This is a genomic window from Streptomyces sp. NPDC007084, from assembly GCF_040703595.1.
Lineage (GTDB): Bacteria > Actinomycetota > Actinomycetes > Streptomycetales > Streptomycetaceae > Streptomyces.
The window spans coordinates 1-14,045 of record NZ_JBEYFY010000097.1 but is presented as its reverse complement, the minus strand read 5'-3'; the positions used below and the strand labels follow the sequence as shown (position 1 = coordinate 14,045).

Here is a 14,045-nt window from a genome sequence, read left to right as displayed (position 1 = left end):
GCCGGCGGCGGGGTGGGGGCCGAACGGCCGCGCAGGACATTGGAGTTGGCCTCCGCGTCGGCGCCGGGCAGGGCCACCGAGGGGGCGGCGCCGGCGAGCCGGGCGGCGGGGGCCGGGACGGTGGACGACGGCGCGGCGGCCAGCAGCGACTTGGGCAGCACGACCACGGCGGCCACCCCGCCCTGCTTCTGCTCGCGCAGCCGCACCCGCACGCCGTGCCGGTGGGCGAGCCGGGCCACCACGTAGAGGCCGAGTCCGAGGCCCTCGCCGCTCTCCTGGTCGTAGGCGTCCTCGGGGTCGAACTCGGCGAGCCGGGTGTTGAGCTGGCTCATCCGCTCGGCCGTCATGCCGATGCCCTCGTCCTGCACGGAGAGCATCACCTCGCCGCTCTCCAGGAGCCAGCCGGAGACCTCGATGGGCAGGTCGGGCGGCGAGAACGAGGAGGCGTTCTCCAGGAGTTCGGCCACCAGGTGGCTGAGGTCGTCGGCGGCGAACCCGGCGATGTGCGCGTGCGGCGGCAGCGCGTCGATCCGGACGCGCTCGTAGCGCTCGATCTCGCTGACCGCGGCCCGTACGACGTCGACCAGCGGGACGGGGTGCGCGTGGTGCTGAACGTGTTCGGCGCCCGCGAGGACGAGGAGGTTCTCGCTGTGCCGCCGCATGACGGTGGCGAAGTGGTCGAGCTTGAACAGCGTGGCGAGGCGTTCCGGGTCCTGCTCGCGCTCCTCCAGGCCCTCGATGACGCCGAGTTGCCGCTCCACCAGTCCCAGGGTGCGCAGCGCGAGGTTGACGAAGGTGCCGTGAATGGTGCCGCGCACCTGCTCCAAGTGGCGTGCGGCGGCGGCGAGTTCACCGCGCAGCTTGTCGCGCTCGTCGGCCATGAGCTGACGCTGGCCGATGAGGTGCTTGCGGTCGCCTTCGAGGGTGGCGTGCCGCTCGTGCAGGGCCGCCGCGTGCGCGTGCAGGGCGTTGACGGACCGGACGACCTGGGCGAACTCGTCGTTGCGGCCGGTGAACTTCACCGGTTCCCGGGAGCCGGGGTCGGCGGCGAGCCGGGCGGAGCCACGCCGCAGCACGGAGAGCGGCCGGGTGAGGGTGCGGGCCATCGCGATCGAGACGCCGACCGCGACGAGCAGCAGCGCGCCGAGGAGGACGACGCGGAGCTCCAGGGCGGTGACGTCGTCGTCCCGGAGCTGTTCGAGGTCCTTGGTGCGGTGGTCGTTCAGGGAGGACTCGGCGCCGCGCATCAGGTCGATGCGGGCGGACAGCGCGCTGTCCAGTTTCCCGGCGGAGGTGTCGAGGTCGGAGTCGGTGAGCTTCGGCTCGTCGGTGAGCGCGGCCAGGTACTTGTCGGCGGAGCCGACGTCGGGGCCGGTGACCGTGGAGTCGTAGGAGGCGACGGCCTTCTTCGGCGCCGTCTCGCGGAAGCCGGCGAGTGCCGCGTCGGAGCGGACCCGGGCCTGCTGGGCGGCGGCGCTCAGCGCGTCGCGCTGCTTGACGCCGGCGGGCGAGGAGGAGTTCGTGGTGGTCGCGAGGCCCGTGATGGGGTCGATGACCGTCTGGGTGGTGCGCGGGATGGCGAGCGCGGCCAGGAGCAGGCCGCGGGCGGCGGCGGACTGCTGGACGGCGGTGTCCAGTTCGGCGAGCGCGTGCGCGCCGGAGCCGGCCCGGACGGGCATGCGGTCGGCCAGGTCCTCGGCGAGGGCGTGGAGTTCGGCGATGGCCTCGGAGTACGCCTGGTGCACTTCGAGGGCGCCGCTCTTGCCGGTGAGGGCGGCGCGGCGCAGCGCGGAGATGCCGTCGAGGTCCTTGAGGAGGGCCGCCGGGGCGTCCTCGTCGGCGCGCAGTTCGTCCACCTGCCGGTCGACGCGGGCGCCGCGCTGTTCGGAGGGCGCCTTGGACTTGGGGCGGCCGGCGGCGACGTAGGAGGTGACGTCGTCGCGTTCGTCGGCGAGCGAGTGCGCGAGGGTGAGCGCCTGCTGGGTGCGCGTGGAGAGCGTCACCAGGTTCTGGGAGTCGTTCAGTTGCCGGGAGGCGGCCAGCACCGTGGGCGCGCCGGCTCCGGCGATGGCCGCCGCGACGACCGCCACGGCGACGATGAGCCGGTTGCGTACGTGGGCGGTCCTGCCCCGGCCCGTGGAGCCGGTGACGTCACCGACGCCCGCACCCTCCGTGGAGCCGGTGACCGTCTTCTTGCCTGTGCGCCTCGGCCGCGTCTTCTGCACCGGTGCTCGCATTCCTGACTCGTGTACCCATCCGGGGTCCGGGGTGACGTCCCGTCGATCGAGGCGTCCGCCCGGTACGGCTCCCGACCCTCCCAGTGCCGGTGGGCGGTGGTCCCGCTTCATCCGGCCCGCCACCCGAAGGAGTGAACCCCGGAGGGGAGTTGGCGGGCAAGTTCCTCCGGCGACTGCTCCGGGCCTGTGCGGCGGGCCGGTTGGACGTCGGGACCGGCCTTTGGCAGGATTCGCCGCCACGCCTTCCCGGAGTCGATCATTCCATGCCAAACGTGACCGCTGAGCTGGCGGTCCGTAGGGGTCCGGCGGGTGTTGCCGACCTTTCGCGAGTGGCGTGAAGGGCTCGTGCAGACTGGCGGGATGCGCACTGAACTCGTCTCGGAGCCTGGGGACCCGGGCCGCCCCAATGAGGACTTCGCGTCGGTCGGGCTTCCCGCCTCAGGACAGGGCGGTTCGCTGGTCGTCCTGGACGGTGTGACCCCGCCCGGCGGCGACTACGGGTGCCGGCACTCGGTCGAGTGGTTCACCGCGCGGCTCGGCGGGGCGCTGACCGAACTGTCCCTTTCACAGGGCGATGTGACGCTGCGAGAGGTGCTGGCCGCGGCGATCCGCCGGGTGGCCGAGGCGCACGCCGGGACCTGTGACCTTTCTCACCCAAGGACGCCTCAGGCAACCGTCGTGCTCGCGCGGTGGTCCGCCGCCGCGGTCGAGTACCTGGTGCTGTCCGACTCGGTCCTGCTGGTGGAGTCGCCCTCCGGCGAGGTGACCGCCCTGGTCGACGACCGCCTCGCCCTCGTGCCGCGCGCCCTTCTGGTCTCGGACGCGGTGGCCGACAGCACCGTCCGCAACAAGGAGGGCGGCTTCTTCACGGCGGCGGCCGATCCGGCGGTGGCCGCCCGCGCGGTGACGGGGACGCTCCCCCGGGCCTCGGTCCGCACCCTGACCGCCCTCACGGACGGCGCCGCCCGCTGGGTGGAGAAGTTCGAAGAGGGCGACTGGGGCGACCTGTTCACGCTGGTGCGCAAAGAGGGCCCGGCCGCGCTCGTGGCACGCGTACGGGCTCTGGAGCGGGCGGACGCGGCGGAACGGCGGCTCCGCCTGGGGCGGAGCAAGACCCACGACGACGCGACGGTGGTGTTCGCGGAACTGTGAGGCGCGCGGAGCGGGGGCGGTCTCCGCGGGGCGCGGCCGTCGCCGTTCACCGGAGTTGGCGGCATCGCGCCTTTGGCAGCCCGCGCCTGCCGGCCGCCCGTGCCTCCGGCGGCCCGCGCCTGCCGACGTCGGCCCGGCGGGCGCCGGGACCCTACTTCTCCATGCCGGTGTTCAACTCGTGCAGCAGGCGGGCCAGTTCGGCGACCTCGTCGGGGTTCCAGTGGGCGAGCTGGCGGACGTAACGGGCGCGGCGGGCCTCGCGGACGCTGGTGACGCGGCTGCGGCCCTCGTCGGTGAGGTGGACGAGCCAGGCGCGTCCGTCGGCGGGGTCGGGTTCGCGGGCGACCAGGCCCAGTTCCTCCAGGGCGCGCAGCTGCCGGGACATGGTGGCCTTGCCGACGCCGATGTAGGCGGCGAGCGCGGTGGCCCGCTGGCGCCCGCACTCGTCGAGCCGGACGAGCAGTCCGTACGCGGCGGACTCCAGGTCGGGGTGGACCTCGCGGGCCATCTCGCCCTGGCTGGCCCGGGCCCGGCGCAGGAAGACCGTCAACTCCCGCTCCAGGGAGAGGAACTCGTGCAGCCCGTCACCGTGGTCAACCGGCCGGGGCGCCCCGTGTCCCGACTCGTCGGACGCGACCGGACGTCCACCGCCGTTTCCGTGATCGTGCACGTCAGCACCCCTGACTCGGTTTCCCGATCCTGAAAGTTTCCGCCGGAACTCGCCGTTACCGCAGCTCCGCCAGTATTTCGCAGGCGTAGACCAACGGCAGCGCCCGGCCCCTCTTCCCACGCCGTGGTCTACGTGCGTAGCTTCTTTATCAGGCACTTATCTCGCTGGCATGCGCACACCATTTCGGGTCACGGCGGTCAACGACGACCTGTCCTGTTCCCGGGCCCGCGTGCCCGCGCTCGATCCCCCCACCGAGTTCCAGCGGAACTCCCTCGCCCTTCGGAGGCACGCACATGCCCGTGCACAGATCCGGAACGGCCCGCCGCCTGCGTCTGCTCGCGGTCACCACCCTGCTCACCGCGTTCTCCCTGCTCGGCACGCTGCCCTCGGCGGCCGCCGACATACCCGCCCGAGGCTCCGCCCGGATGGGCATGGGCGTCGTCGCGCACGACGGCCAGGGCGGTGTGCCCACCGGCACCCAGGCCACCCAGACGGAGGGCGTGGACGTCTCCGGCTACCAGGGCAACGTCGCCTGGGCCACGCTGTGGAGCAGCGGGGTCCGGTGGGCGTACACGAAGGCGAGCGAGGGGACGTACTACACGAACCCCTCCTTCGCCCAGCAGTACAACGGCTCCTACAACGTGGGCATGATCCGCGGCGCGTACCACTTCGCCACCCCGGACACCACGACCGGCGCCGTCCAGGCCAACTACTTCGTGGACCACGGCGGCGGCTGGTCGAAGGACGGCAAGACGCTGCCGGGCACGCTCGACATCGAGTGGAACCCGTACGGGGCGGCCTGCTACGGCAAGACGCCGAGCGCGATGGTGAGCTGGATCAGCAGCTTCCTCACCCAGTACAAGGCGCGTACCGGACGCGACGCGGTGATCTACACGGCGACGAGCTGGTGGAGCCAGTGCACCGGCAACTACGCCGGTTTCGCCGCCGCCAACCCGCTGTGGATCGCCCGCTACGACACCGGGCCGGGGACCCTGCCGGCCGGCTGGGGCTACTACACGATGTGGCAGTACACGTCGTCCGGGCCGACGGTCGGTGACCACGACAAGTTCAACGGCGCGCTGGACCGCGTGGTGGCCCTCGCCAACGGCTGACCCGCCCTGCGGGGTACGTCCCCGGGGTGCGCCCGCCCTCCGGAGTACGGCCACCCGGCGGGGTCCGGCCACCGGCGGGATACGGCCGCCCCGGGGAGTACGACCACCCGGCGAGTACGGGCCGCTCAACGAGTAAGGGCCGCTCGGCGAGTACGGGCAGCCCACCAGGTACGGACAAGGCGAAGGCCCGGGCCTCCCTCACGGGACCCGGGCCTTCCCCTTCCGGCGGCGTCCGTCACGCCGCCGCCGGAACCTCCGGCACCGCGCCGTTCGTCGCCGGCGCGAGTGCCAGCTCCAGGACCTGGCGGACGTCCGTGACGGCGTGGACGTCGAGCTTCTCCAGGACCTCGGCCGGGACGTCGTCCAGGTCGGCTTCGTTGCGCTTCGGGATGATCACGGTCGTGACACCCGCCCGGTGCGCGGCGAGCAGCTTCTGCTTCACCCCGCCGATGGGCAGGACGCGGCCTGTCAGCGAGACCTCACCGGTCATGGCCACGTCGGTGCGCACCAGCCGGCCCGACAGCAGCGAGGCGAGGGCGGTCGTCATGGTGACACCCGCGCTCGGCCCGTCCTTGGGGACCGCGCCCGCCGGGAAGTGGATGTGCACACCCCGGTCCTTCAGGTCGCCGACGGGCAGTTCCAGCTCCGCGCCGTGCGAGCGCAGGAAGGAGAGCGCGATCTGCGCCGACTCCTTCATCACGTCGCCGAGCTGACCGGTGAGGGTCAGACCGGCGGCGCCCGTCTCCGGGTCGGCCAGCGACGCCTCCACGAACAGCACGTCACCGCCCGCTCCGGTCACGGCGAGACCGGTGGCGACACCGGGCACCGCGGTGCGGCGCTCGGCCGGGTCCTGGGCGGCCTCGGGCACGTGGTGCGGGCGCCCGATGAGCCCGCGCAGGTCGGCGTCGGTCACCGTGAACGGCAGCTCCCGCTCGCCCAGTTCGTGCTGGGCCGCGACCTTGCGCAGCAGCCGGGCGATGCCCCGCTCCAGGTTCCGTACGCCCGCCTCCCGGGTGTACTCCCCGGCCAGCTTGCGCAGCGCGCCCACGTCGAGGACGACCTCGTCCTTCTCCAGGCCGGCCCGCTCCAGCTGGCGCGGCAGCAGGTGGTCCCGGGCGATGACGACCTTCTCGTCCTCGGTGTAGCCGTCGAGCCGGACCAGCTCCATACGGTCGAGCAGGGCCTCCGGGATGGCTTCGAGCACGTTGGCCGTCGCGAGGAACACGACGTCCGACAGGTCGAGTTCGACCTCCAGGTAGTGGTCGCGGAAGGTGTGGTTCTGCGCGGGGTCGAGGACTTCGAGCAGCGCCGCCGCCGGGTCGCCCCGGAAGTCGGAGCCGACCTTGTCGATCTCGTCCAGCAGGACCACCGGGTTCATCGACCCGGCCTCCTTGATGGCGCGGACGATCCGGCCGGGCAGCGCGCCGACGTACGTACGGCGGTGGCCGCGGATCTCGGCCTCGTCCCGGACGCCGCCGAGGGCGACGCGGACGAACTTGCGGCCCATGGCGTGCGCGACGGACTCGCCGAGCGAGGTCTTGCCGACGCCGGGCGGGCCGACGAGGGCGAGCACGGCTCCGCCGCGCCGGCCGCCGACGACTCCGAGGCCGCGGTCGGAACGCCGCTTGCGCACCGCGAGGTACTCGGTGATGCGCTCCTTCACGTCCGCGAGCCCGGCGTGCTCGGCGTCGAGCAGGGCCTGGGCGCCGCGGATGTCGTACTGGTCCTCGGTGCGCTCGTTCCACGGCAGTTCGAGGACGGTGTCGAGCCAGGTCCTGATCCAGCTTCCCTCGGGGGACTGGTCGCTGGACCGCTCCAGCTTCTCGACCTCCTTGAGGGCGGCCTCCCGCACGTTCTCCGGCAGGTCGGCGGCCTCGACACGGGCCCGGTAGTCGTCGGACTCGTCCTCGCCGTCCTCGCCCTTGAGGTCGCGCAGCTCCTTGCGTACGGCTTCGAGCTGGCGGCGCAGCAGGAACTCGCGCTGCTGCTTGTCGACGCCCTCCTGGACGTCCTTGGCGATGGACTCGGCGACGTCCTGCTCGGCGAGGTGCTCGCGCAGGTGCTCGGTGGCGAGCTTCAGGCGGGCCACCGGGTCGGCGGTCTCCAGCAGCTCGACCTTCTGGTCGAGGGAGAGGAAGGGCGAGTAACCGGAATTGTCGGCGAGGGCGGACACGTCGTCGATCTGCTGGACGCGGTCCACGACCTGCCAGGCGGCACGCTTGCGCAGCCAGCTCGTGGCCAGCGCCTTGTACTCCTTGACCAGGTCGGCGACCCGGCCGGGCAGCGGGTCGGGCACGGTCTCCTCGACCCGGGTGCCCTCGACCCAGAGGGCGGCGCCGGGTCCGGTGGTGCCCGCGCCGACCCGCACGCGTCCGCGCCCGCGGATCAGCGCGCCCGGGTCGCCGTCGGCCAGCCGGCCGACCTGCTCGACGGTGCCGAGCACACCCGTGCTCGCGTACGTCCCGTCGATGCGCGGGACCAGGAGTACCTGGGGCTTGCCGGGCGTTGACCGGGCAGCGGCCTGGGCGGCCTCCACGGCGGCCCGCACATCGGCGTCGTTCAGATCGAGCGGGACCACCATGCCGGGCAGCACGACCTCGTCGTCGAGCGGCAGCACGGGCAGAGTGAGTGATGCGGACGTCGAAGCCATGATCTTCCCTTCGGCATGCAAGTTGAGCTATGCCGACTCAATGCATCAGAGCCTGCCAATGTTCCCCGGGGGGTGTTCGCTGTGAGCGATCACATGGGGGCGACTGGGAGCCGACCTGATGGCGGGGCCCTGTGGCGCACGGCGAGACGCCCTGGCATCATCATCTCGGTAATGGTCAGCAAACGACAGAGACTATTACCAAAAAATGGTGATCGAGTGCTGGGGGCAGGGTGGACAGGATCGTGCGGGCCTGGGTGGACGGATGGGTCGCCTCACGCGGGGCGGCGCCGCCGGTGGTCCGGGACTGGGGATACACCGTCGACGTCGGGCTGGAGCAGCAGGTCACGCGGCACGTCTTCGGGGAGACGAACGGCGGGGTCGAGGAGGCGGTGGTCCGCAAGGTCGCGGACGCGGTGACCGCGCCCAACATCTGGCTCAAGGTGTTCACCGAGCCGTCGGACGTCCGGTCCTGGCTCGGCGAGGGGTGGTGGACCGACCCCGATCCGGCCTACCTGATGTCGGTACCGCTGACCCTCGCCGAGGGGCCCGGCCCCGCCGCAGCCCTGCCGGACGGCTACCGGCTGCGCACCTGGTCCCGGGGCGGCGTCGTCCGGGCCATGATCACGGCCTCCGACGGCTCCTGGGCGGCCCGCGGCCAGATCGCCCCGACGGGTGTGACGGCGGTCGTCGACCAGATAGCGACCTCGGCCGCCCACCGCCGCCGCGGTCTGGGCCGCGCCGTCATGCGCACCCTCGCCGAGGCGGCCATCCACCAGGGCGCGGAAACAGGCGTCCTGGCGGGAACCCCGGACGGGCGGGCCCTGTACGAAACGCTGGGGTGGCGGGTGGAGGCGCCGCTGCTGAGTGCGCGGTATGTGGGGGTGGGGGCGAGTTAGGGGCGGGGGTGGTCCTCGGCCCTCGGCTCTCGGCTCTCGGCTCTCGGCTCTCGGCTGCGGGCGGGTTCCCTGCGGTGGCGCCGGGCAGGATTTCGGTGCCCGGCGATGGGAGGCGGCCCCCGATGCCGGGACAGTCGTACGGTGCCGGCCGGCGTCAGGCTCGTTCGGCCTGGGCGGTCGCGCCGCGGGTTCGGGCCGCTCGGCGGACCAGGGGCCAGGTCGCCGTGCCGAGGGCCAGTGCCAGGACGTGGCCCCAGTTCGTCATGGGGTCGTCGGTCACGAGCAGGGCCGCGGCGAGCACCGAGCCGAACAGGGCCAGCAGGGGCCACCGCAGCCACGGCGAGACCACTCCCGCGAGCGCGCCGACGCACGCGGCCACACCGAAGCTGATGCCGTAGTCGAACCGGTGCAGCGAACTGCCGGGCAGGTGACCGGCCCACACCGCCAGCCCGACCGGCAGTTCGGTGGCCAGCGTGGCGCCCACGTGCCCGAGCAGGAAGACACCGGCGGCCCGCGCTCCCCCGATCCGCCGCTCCAGCGCGGTCAGCACGAGCAGGAATCCGACCGCGTACGGCGAGGTGATCCCGCCGACGATCCACAGCCCGCTCGCGAACAGCACGGCCACGGGGTACCGCACGAGGTGCGCGACATCCGTACTGGACGCCTGGTGCAGGGCGCGCACGACCCCGGGGTCCGCGTGCGTGGCGACGTACGAGGTGACGGCGAGGACCGCCGCGTACCCGAAGGTGAAGGGCGTGCCCAGCGGGGTGGGCAGCAGCCGTCGGACAGTCCCGGCGACCCGGGCGGCGGGGGCGCGCAGCCGACGCGCGAGACGTGCACCGAACCGCCGCGGGAGAGGCGGGCGCCCGGGCGCCCGGTCACCCCCGCCGGCTTGGCCGCTCCCCGCATTCCATTCGCTCCCGCCACTCCGCCCGCCCGGGCCAGGGGCCGCAACCGGCGCGGGGGCGGCGGACGCGACCGCGTATAGGGGCACCGGCACGGAACCCCGCCCCGCAGCCCGTTCGAACCGCCCGGCCCGGTCCGCCCTGTCCCCCGGGGTCGCCCGGTCCGCCCGGTCCGCCCGGTCCGCCGAGTCCGCCCGTCGTACGGATGCCGTCGGCGCGGAACCCCGGCTCGCCTCCTCCGGGAGACGCGCAGTCGACGCCTTCGGCTCGGCAGCCGGAACCCCGTTCGCGGGGCGGTCAGTCGACGCGGCGGGCGGCGCGGAATGCCGGCCCTCCGCCGCGCAGCGATTGGTCGGAGCGGTCGGCGCAGACCTCGGAACCCCGCCCGTCGGGCGCGCAGTCGACCCGGGTGGTGTCGGGTCGCTCGGCGCCGGGGCCGGAACAGGGCCTGTGCTCAGGTCCGTCGGGGCGGCGGCCCGGCCGGGTGCGGTGCGCTGGCGGGGTATGCCGTCGAGCCGGTCCGAGGCAGCGGCGTCCGGCTCCCGCCCCGGCGTCCGGCCCCGCCGTACGGCGGCAAGCCGCGCCCGCCCGGCGCCCACACCGTCCCGCACCCCGCTCCCCCGGGACGAACCGGCGCCCACCCCGTCCCGCACCCCGCTCCCCCGGGACTGCCCGGCGTCCAGACCGTCCAGCACCCCGCCCTCCGATGGGGAACCGGCATCCGCGTCCGCCCGCAAGCGCCTCTCGGCCGAAGCCTCCGCCCCCGTCTCCCCCTCTGCCCCCGGCTCCGAGGGCGTCCCCGCTCGCGGGCGGCCCCCCATGCTGCGTTCGTCCACGGTGGCGCGCTCCTTCCGTTCCGCCCCCAGCCTCCGCGCCCGCACCCGGCGCTGTCCACGACAGGTGCCCCGCACCCGGCGATTCACAACAACTCCTCATGGTTCCGCTCCGGAGTTCCGGCCCGGGTAATCCGCTGCCGCGCGCTCCGGCGCGAATGCCAGGATGGGCGCCATGACTGCCTCGTACGACACCCCTGTGGTCATCGACCGGAGCCAGGGCCCGTACGGCGAGGTCGTGCTGCGGCGTCACGGCGCGCTGCTGCAGATCATCGCCAACGGGTGCTTCCTGATGGACACCTCCGACGGGCGTTCCGAGCGCCTGCTGGTGGACGCCGCCCGTGACGCGCTGGACGGGCGGCCCGAGCCGGCCGTGCTGATCGGCGGGCTCGGCGTCGGGTTCTCCCTCGCACACGCCGCCGCCGACCCCCGCTGGGGCCGGATCACGGTGGTCGAGCGGGAGCCGGCCATCATCGGCTGGCACCGCGCCGGACCGCTCGCCGAGCTGTCGGCGACCGCGCTCGCCGACCCCCGCACCGACATCGTCGAGGCCGATCTCCTCGACTACGTCAATGAGATCTCCGACACGTTCGACGCGCTGTGCCTGGACATCGACAACGGCCCCGACTGGACGGTCACGGACGGCAACGCGGGACTGTACGGAAAGGCCGGACTGGCAAGCTGCGCAAGGGCGTTGAGGCCGGGCGGCGTCCTCGCCGTGTGGTCGGCCCAGCCCTCTCCGGAATTTGAAGGAACCTTGCGGAATGCCGGGTTCCAACAGGTCCGTACCGAAGAGATCCCCGTTGCCCGGGGCGTTCCCGACGTGGTGCATCTCGCGGTAAGGCCTGGATAGCCGAGGCCCCTTGCCTGCCCGTACTCTGCTTTCCTGACGCGGATCATTCAAGCGTCAAGCGCAGTCATGGGATCACCCCACGGATTCCGGAAAGCACACTCAGGGGCGGGCGATGGAGCAGACACACACCTCCCAGAACGGCACGACGGCGACACCGGGCGCTCAGCGCAGGGTGCTGGTGGTCGAGGACGACCCGACGATCGTCGAGGCCATCGCGGCCCGGCTGCGCGCCGAGGGATTCCTCGTGCAAACCGCGGGCGACGGCCCCGCCGCGGTGGACACCGCCGAGGCCTGGCAGCCCGACCTGCTGATCCTCGACATCATGCTGCCCGGCTTCGACGGCCTGGAGGTCTGCCGCCGCGTGCAGGCCGCCCGCCCGGTGCCGGTGCTGATGCTCACCGCGCGCGACGACGAGACCGACATGCTGGTCGGGCTCGGCGTCGGCGCCGACGACTACATGACCAAGCCGTTCTCGATGCGCGAGCTGGCCGCGCGCGTGCACGTCCTGCTGCGGCGGGTCGAGCGCGCGGTGGTCGCCGCCTCCACCCCGCGCAGCGGCATCCTGCGCCTCGGCGAGCTGGAGATCGACCACGCGCAGCGGCGGGTGCGGGTGCGCAGCGAGGACGTGCACCTCACGCCCACCGAGTTCGACCTGCTGGTCTGCCTGGCGAACACCCCGCGCGCGGTGCTCTCGCGCGAGCAGCTCCTCGCCGAGGTGTGGGACTGGGCCGACGCGTCCGGCACCCGGACCGTGGACAGCCACATCAAGGCGCTGCGCCGCAAGATCGGCGCCGAGCGGATCCGTACGGTGCACGGCGTGGGCTACGCGCTGGAGACCCCGACTCCCTGAGCCGGGCCGTCGTCGGAACCCCGGGGCCAACGCGTCCGGGACCTTCGTGAGGGGCTGATGTGATGAGCGGGCTCGGCGAGCGGGGGCGCGGGCTCGGTGCGCGCGGCTCGGGACAGCGCGGGTCCGGCGCGCGCGCGGCCGGGCAGCGCGGCCTCGGTGCGCGCGGTTTCGGGGAGCGCGGTGGCGCGGGTCCCTGGGCCGGTGTGCGGCCGTTCTCGATCAAGACCAAGCTGGGCGCGCTGGTCGTCATCTCCGTGCTCATCACCACGGGTCTGTCGATGATCGCGGTGCACACCAAGACGGAGCTGCGCTTCATCACGGTGTTCTCGATGATCGCCACGCTGCTGATCACCCAGTTCGTGGCGCACTCGCTGACCGCGCCGCTGGACGAGATGAACGCGGTGGCCCGGTCCATCTCGCACGGCGACTACACCCGCCGGGTACGCGACGACCGGCGCGACGAGCTGGGCGACCTGGCCCAGACGATCAATCTGATGGCGGACGAGCTGGAGGCCCAGGACCGCCAGCGCAAGGAACTCGTGGCGAATGTCTCGCACGAGCTGCGCACGCCGATCGCGGGCCTGCGGGCGGTGCTGGAGAACGTCGTGGACGGGGTGTCCGCCGCCGACCCGGAGACGATGCGCACGGCGCTGAAGCAGACGGAGCGGCTCGGCCGGCTGGTGGAGACCCTGCTCGACCTGTCCCGGCTGGACAACGGCGTCGTCCCGCTGCGGCGCCGGCGCTTCGAGGTGTGGCCGTATCTGTCGGGCGTGCTGAAGGAGGCCAACATGGTCGCCTCGGCGCGGGCGGGCATCGCCTCCGGCTCGGGCAGCCACACCCGTACCGACGTCCATCTGCACCTGGACGTGTCGCCTCCGGAGCTGACCGCGCACGCGGACCCGGAGCGGATCCACCAGGTCGTGGCGAATCTCATCGACAACGCGGTCAAGCACAGTCCGGCGCACGGCCGGGTCACCGTCAGGGCGCGACGGGGCGATCACCCGGAGTCGCTGGCCCTGGAGGTGCTGGACGAGGGTCCCGGCATCCCGAAGTCGGAGTGGCACCGCGTCTTCGAACGGTTCAACCGCGGCGGGGTGCCCTCGCCGCACGGCCCCGGCAGCGACGGCGGCACGGGCCTCGGGCTGGCCATCGCCCGCTGGGCGGTCGATCTGCACGGCGGCCGGATCGGTGTGGCCGAATCCGAGCGGGGCTGCCGGATCCAGGTCATCCTTCCGGGCCTTCCTTCTCTGCCAAGTTGACGTAAAGTTCGAAGCGGAGCCGCAAGATCCATCACGGTCGCCGCAGGCGTACACGTGTGATCAGGCACAGGGCCGGGTGAGTCGTGCCGCGACCCGGGATCGACGTACCCTGGCAGAAGCGGAACCCCGCTTGTTTCCCGCCATTTCCCCGGGCGAAACACGGATTCCGATGTGACTTGCACGACGTTGGACGGGCCCGGCCTGACCTTCCCGGCCAGGGAGGCGTAGCCTTTATTCCCGCTGTCCATCACCTTGTGAAGCGGAAGAGGGCGGTTGCCGCCGTGTCGCCACAGTCCCCCAGTAACTCGAGCACATCGACCGAGGACCAAGCCGGGAAGAACCCCGCCGCGGCCTTCGGACCCAACGAGTGGCTCGTCGACGAGATCTATCAGCAGTACCTCCAGGATCCGAACTCCGTAGACCGAGCCTGGTGGGACTTCTTCGCCGATTACAAGCCCGGGGCGCCCGCCGCCTCGGCTCCGGCGGGTACTGCGGCCGCGGGGGCCGCAGGGACCACCACGGCCGCGTCGGCCGCTCCGGCCGCCCCCGCGCCGCCCGCGGCGCGCCAGGCTCCCCCTCAGCCGGCCCCCGCCGCTCCGGCCGCGCCCGCTCCGGCCGCGCCCGCGGC

The 14,045-nt window shown here is 73.1% G+C and carries 11 protein-coding genes; 7 read left to right on the top strand and 4 right to left on the bottom strand.

What is annotated here, in order from left to right; genetic code table 11:
- The coding region (locus AB0912_RS35075) for a nitrate- and nitrite sensing domain-containing protein (RefSeq protein ID WP_366707234.1) at nt 1-2,225 on the bottom strand (2,225 nt) is incomplete at its 3' end.
- 372 nt (nt 2,226-2,597) lie between these two features.
- Here AB0912_RS35075 and AB0912_RS35070 point away from each other — a divergent pair.
- Nucleotides 2,598-3,389 carry a protein phosphatase 2C domain-containing protein gene (locus AB0912_RS35070; protein ID WP_366707232.1) on the top strand — a complete coding sequence of 264 codons (792 nt, stop codon included), beginning with the start codon at nt 2,598-2,600 and terminating at the stop codon, nt 3,387-3,389.
- 151 nt (nt 3,390-3,540) lie between these two features.
- Here the strand turns inward: AB0912_RS35070 and AB0912_RS35065 are convergent, their stop codons facing one another.
- Nucleotides 3,541-4,059, bottom strand: a complete 519-nt coding sequence (locus AB0912_RS35065) for a MarR family transcriptional regulator (protein ID WP_366707230.1) — start codon at nt 4,057-4,059, stop codon at nt 3,541-3,543.
- A gap of 293 nt (nt 4,060-4,352) precedes the next feature.
- Here AB0912_RS35065 and AB0912_RS35060 point away from each other — a divergent pair, with 293 nt between their 5' ends.
- A complete protein-coding gene (locus AB0912_RS35060) occupies nt 4,353-5,171 on the top strand; it encodes a lysozyme (RefSeq protein WP_366707228.1) in 819 nt (272 codons plus the stop codon).
- Nucleotides 5,172-5,406: 235 nt separating this feature from the next.
- On the opposite strand, the gene lon is transcribed toward AB0912_RS35060, so the two are convergent.
- Nucleotides 5,407-7,821, bottom strand: coding sequence for an endopeptidase La (gene lon / locus AB0912_RS35055; RefSeq protein WP_366707226.1), 2,415 nt, complete (start codon nt 7,819-7,821; stop codon nt 5,407-5,409).
- 230 nt (nt 7,822-8,051) lie between these two features.
- Here lon and AB0912_RS35050 point away from each other — a divergent pair, with 230 nt between their 5' ends.
- On the top strand, nt 8,052-8,717 hold the full coding sequence (locus AB0912_RS35050) for a GNAT family N-acetyltransferase (RefSeq protein ID WP_366707224.1): 666 nt from the start codon (nt 8,052-8,054) through the stop codon (nt 8,715-8,717).
- A gap of 154 nt (nt 8,718-8,871) precedes the next feature.
- Here AB0912_RS35050 and AB0912_RS35045 read toward each other — a convergent pair whose 3' ends face one another.
- Nucleotides 8,872-9,537, bottom strand: coding sequence for a rhomboid-like protein (locus tag AB0912_RS35045; protein ID WP_366707236.1), 666 nt, complete (start codon nt 9,535-9,537; stop codon nt 8,872-8,874).
- Nucleotides 9,538-10,630: 1,093 nt separating this feature from the next.
- On the opposite strand from AB0912_RS35045, the gene AB0912_RS35040 reads away from it, so the two are divergent.
- The 4 genes from AB0912_RS35040 to AB0912_RS35025 form a co-directional block, all read left to right on the top strand.
- Nucleotides 10,631-11,308: a spermidine synthase gene (locus tag AB0912_RS35040; RefSeq protein WP_366707222.1), complete on the top strand. Its 678-nt coding sequence runs from the start codon at nt 10,631-10,633 to the stop codon at nt 11,306-11,308.
- Nucleotides 11,309-11,420: 112 nt separating this feature from the next.
- Nucleotides 11,421-12,158, top strand: coding sequence for a response regulator transcription factor (locus tag AB0912_RS35035; RefSeq protein ID WP_366707220.1), 738 nt, complete (start codon nt 11,421-11,423; stop codon nt 12,156-12,158).
- Nucleotides 12,159-12,220: 62 nt separating this feature from the next.
- A complete protein-coding gene (locus AB0912_RS35030) occupies nt 12,221-13,417 on the top strand; it encodes a HAMP domain-containing sensor histidine kinase (protein WP_366707218.1) in 1,197 nt (398 codons plus the stop codon).
- Nucleotides 13,418-13,698: 281 nt separating this feature from the next.
- On the top strand, nt 13,699-14,045 hold a 347-nt coding region (locus AB0912_RS35025), incomplete at its 3' end, for a hypothetical protein (RefSeq protein WP_366707216.1).

Bases quoted from the DNA above. Each gene is read 5' to 3' on its own strand.
- AB0912_RS35070 (WP_366707232.1), top strand. From the start codon at position 2,598: ATGCGCACTGAACTCGTCTCGGAGCCTGGGGACCCGGGCCGCCCCAAT.
- AB0912_RS35060 (WP_366707228.1), top strand. From the start codon at position 4,353: ATGCCCGTGCACAGATCCGGAACGGCCCGCCGCCTGCGTCTGCTCGCG.
- lon (WP_366707226.1), bottom strand. From the start codon at position 7,821: ATGGCTTCGACGTCCGCATCACTCACTCTGCCCGTGCTGCCGCTCGAC.
- AB0912_RS35040 (WP_366707222.1), top strand. From the start codon at position 10,631: ATGACTGCCTCGTACGACACCCCTGTGGTCATCGACCGGAGCCAGGGC.
- AB0912_RS35035 (WP_366707220.1), top strand. From the start codon at position 11,421: ATGGAGCAGACACACACCTCCCAGAACGGCACGACGGCGACACCGGGC.
- AB0912_RS35030 (WP_366707218.1), top strand. From the start codon at position 12,221: ATGAGCGGGCTCGGCGAGCGGGGGCGCGGGCTCGGTGCGCGCGGCTCG.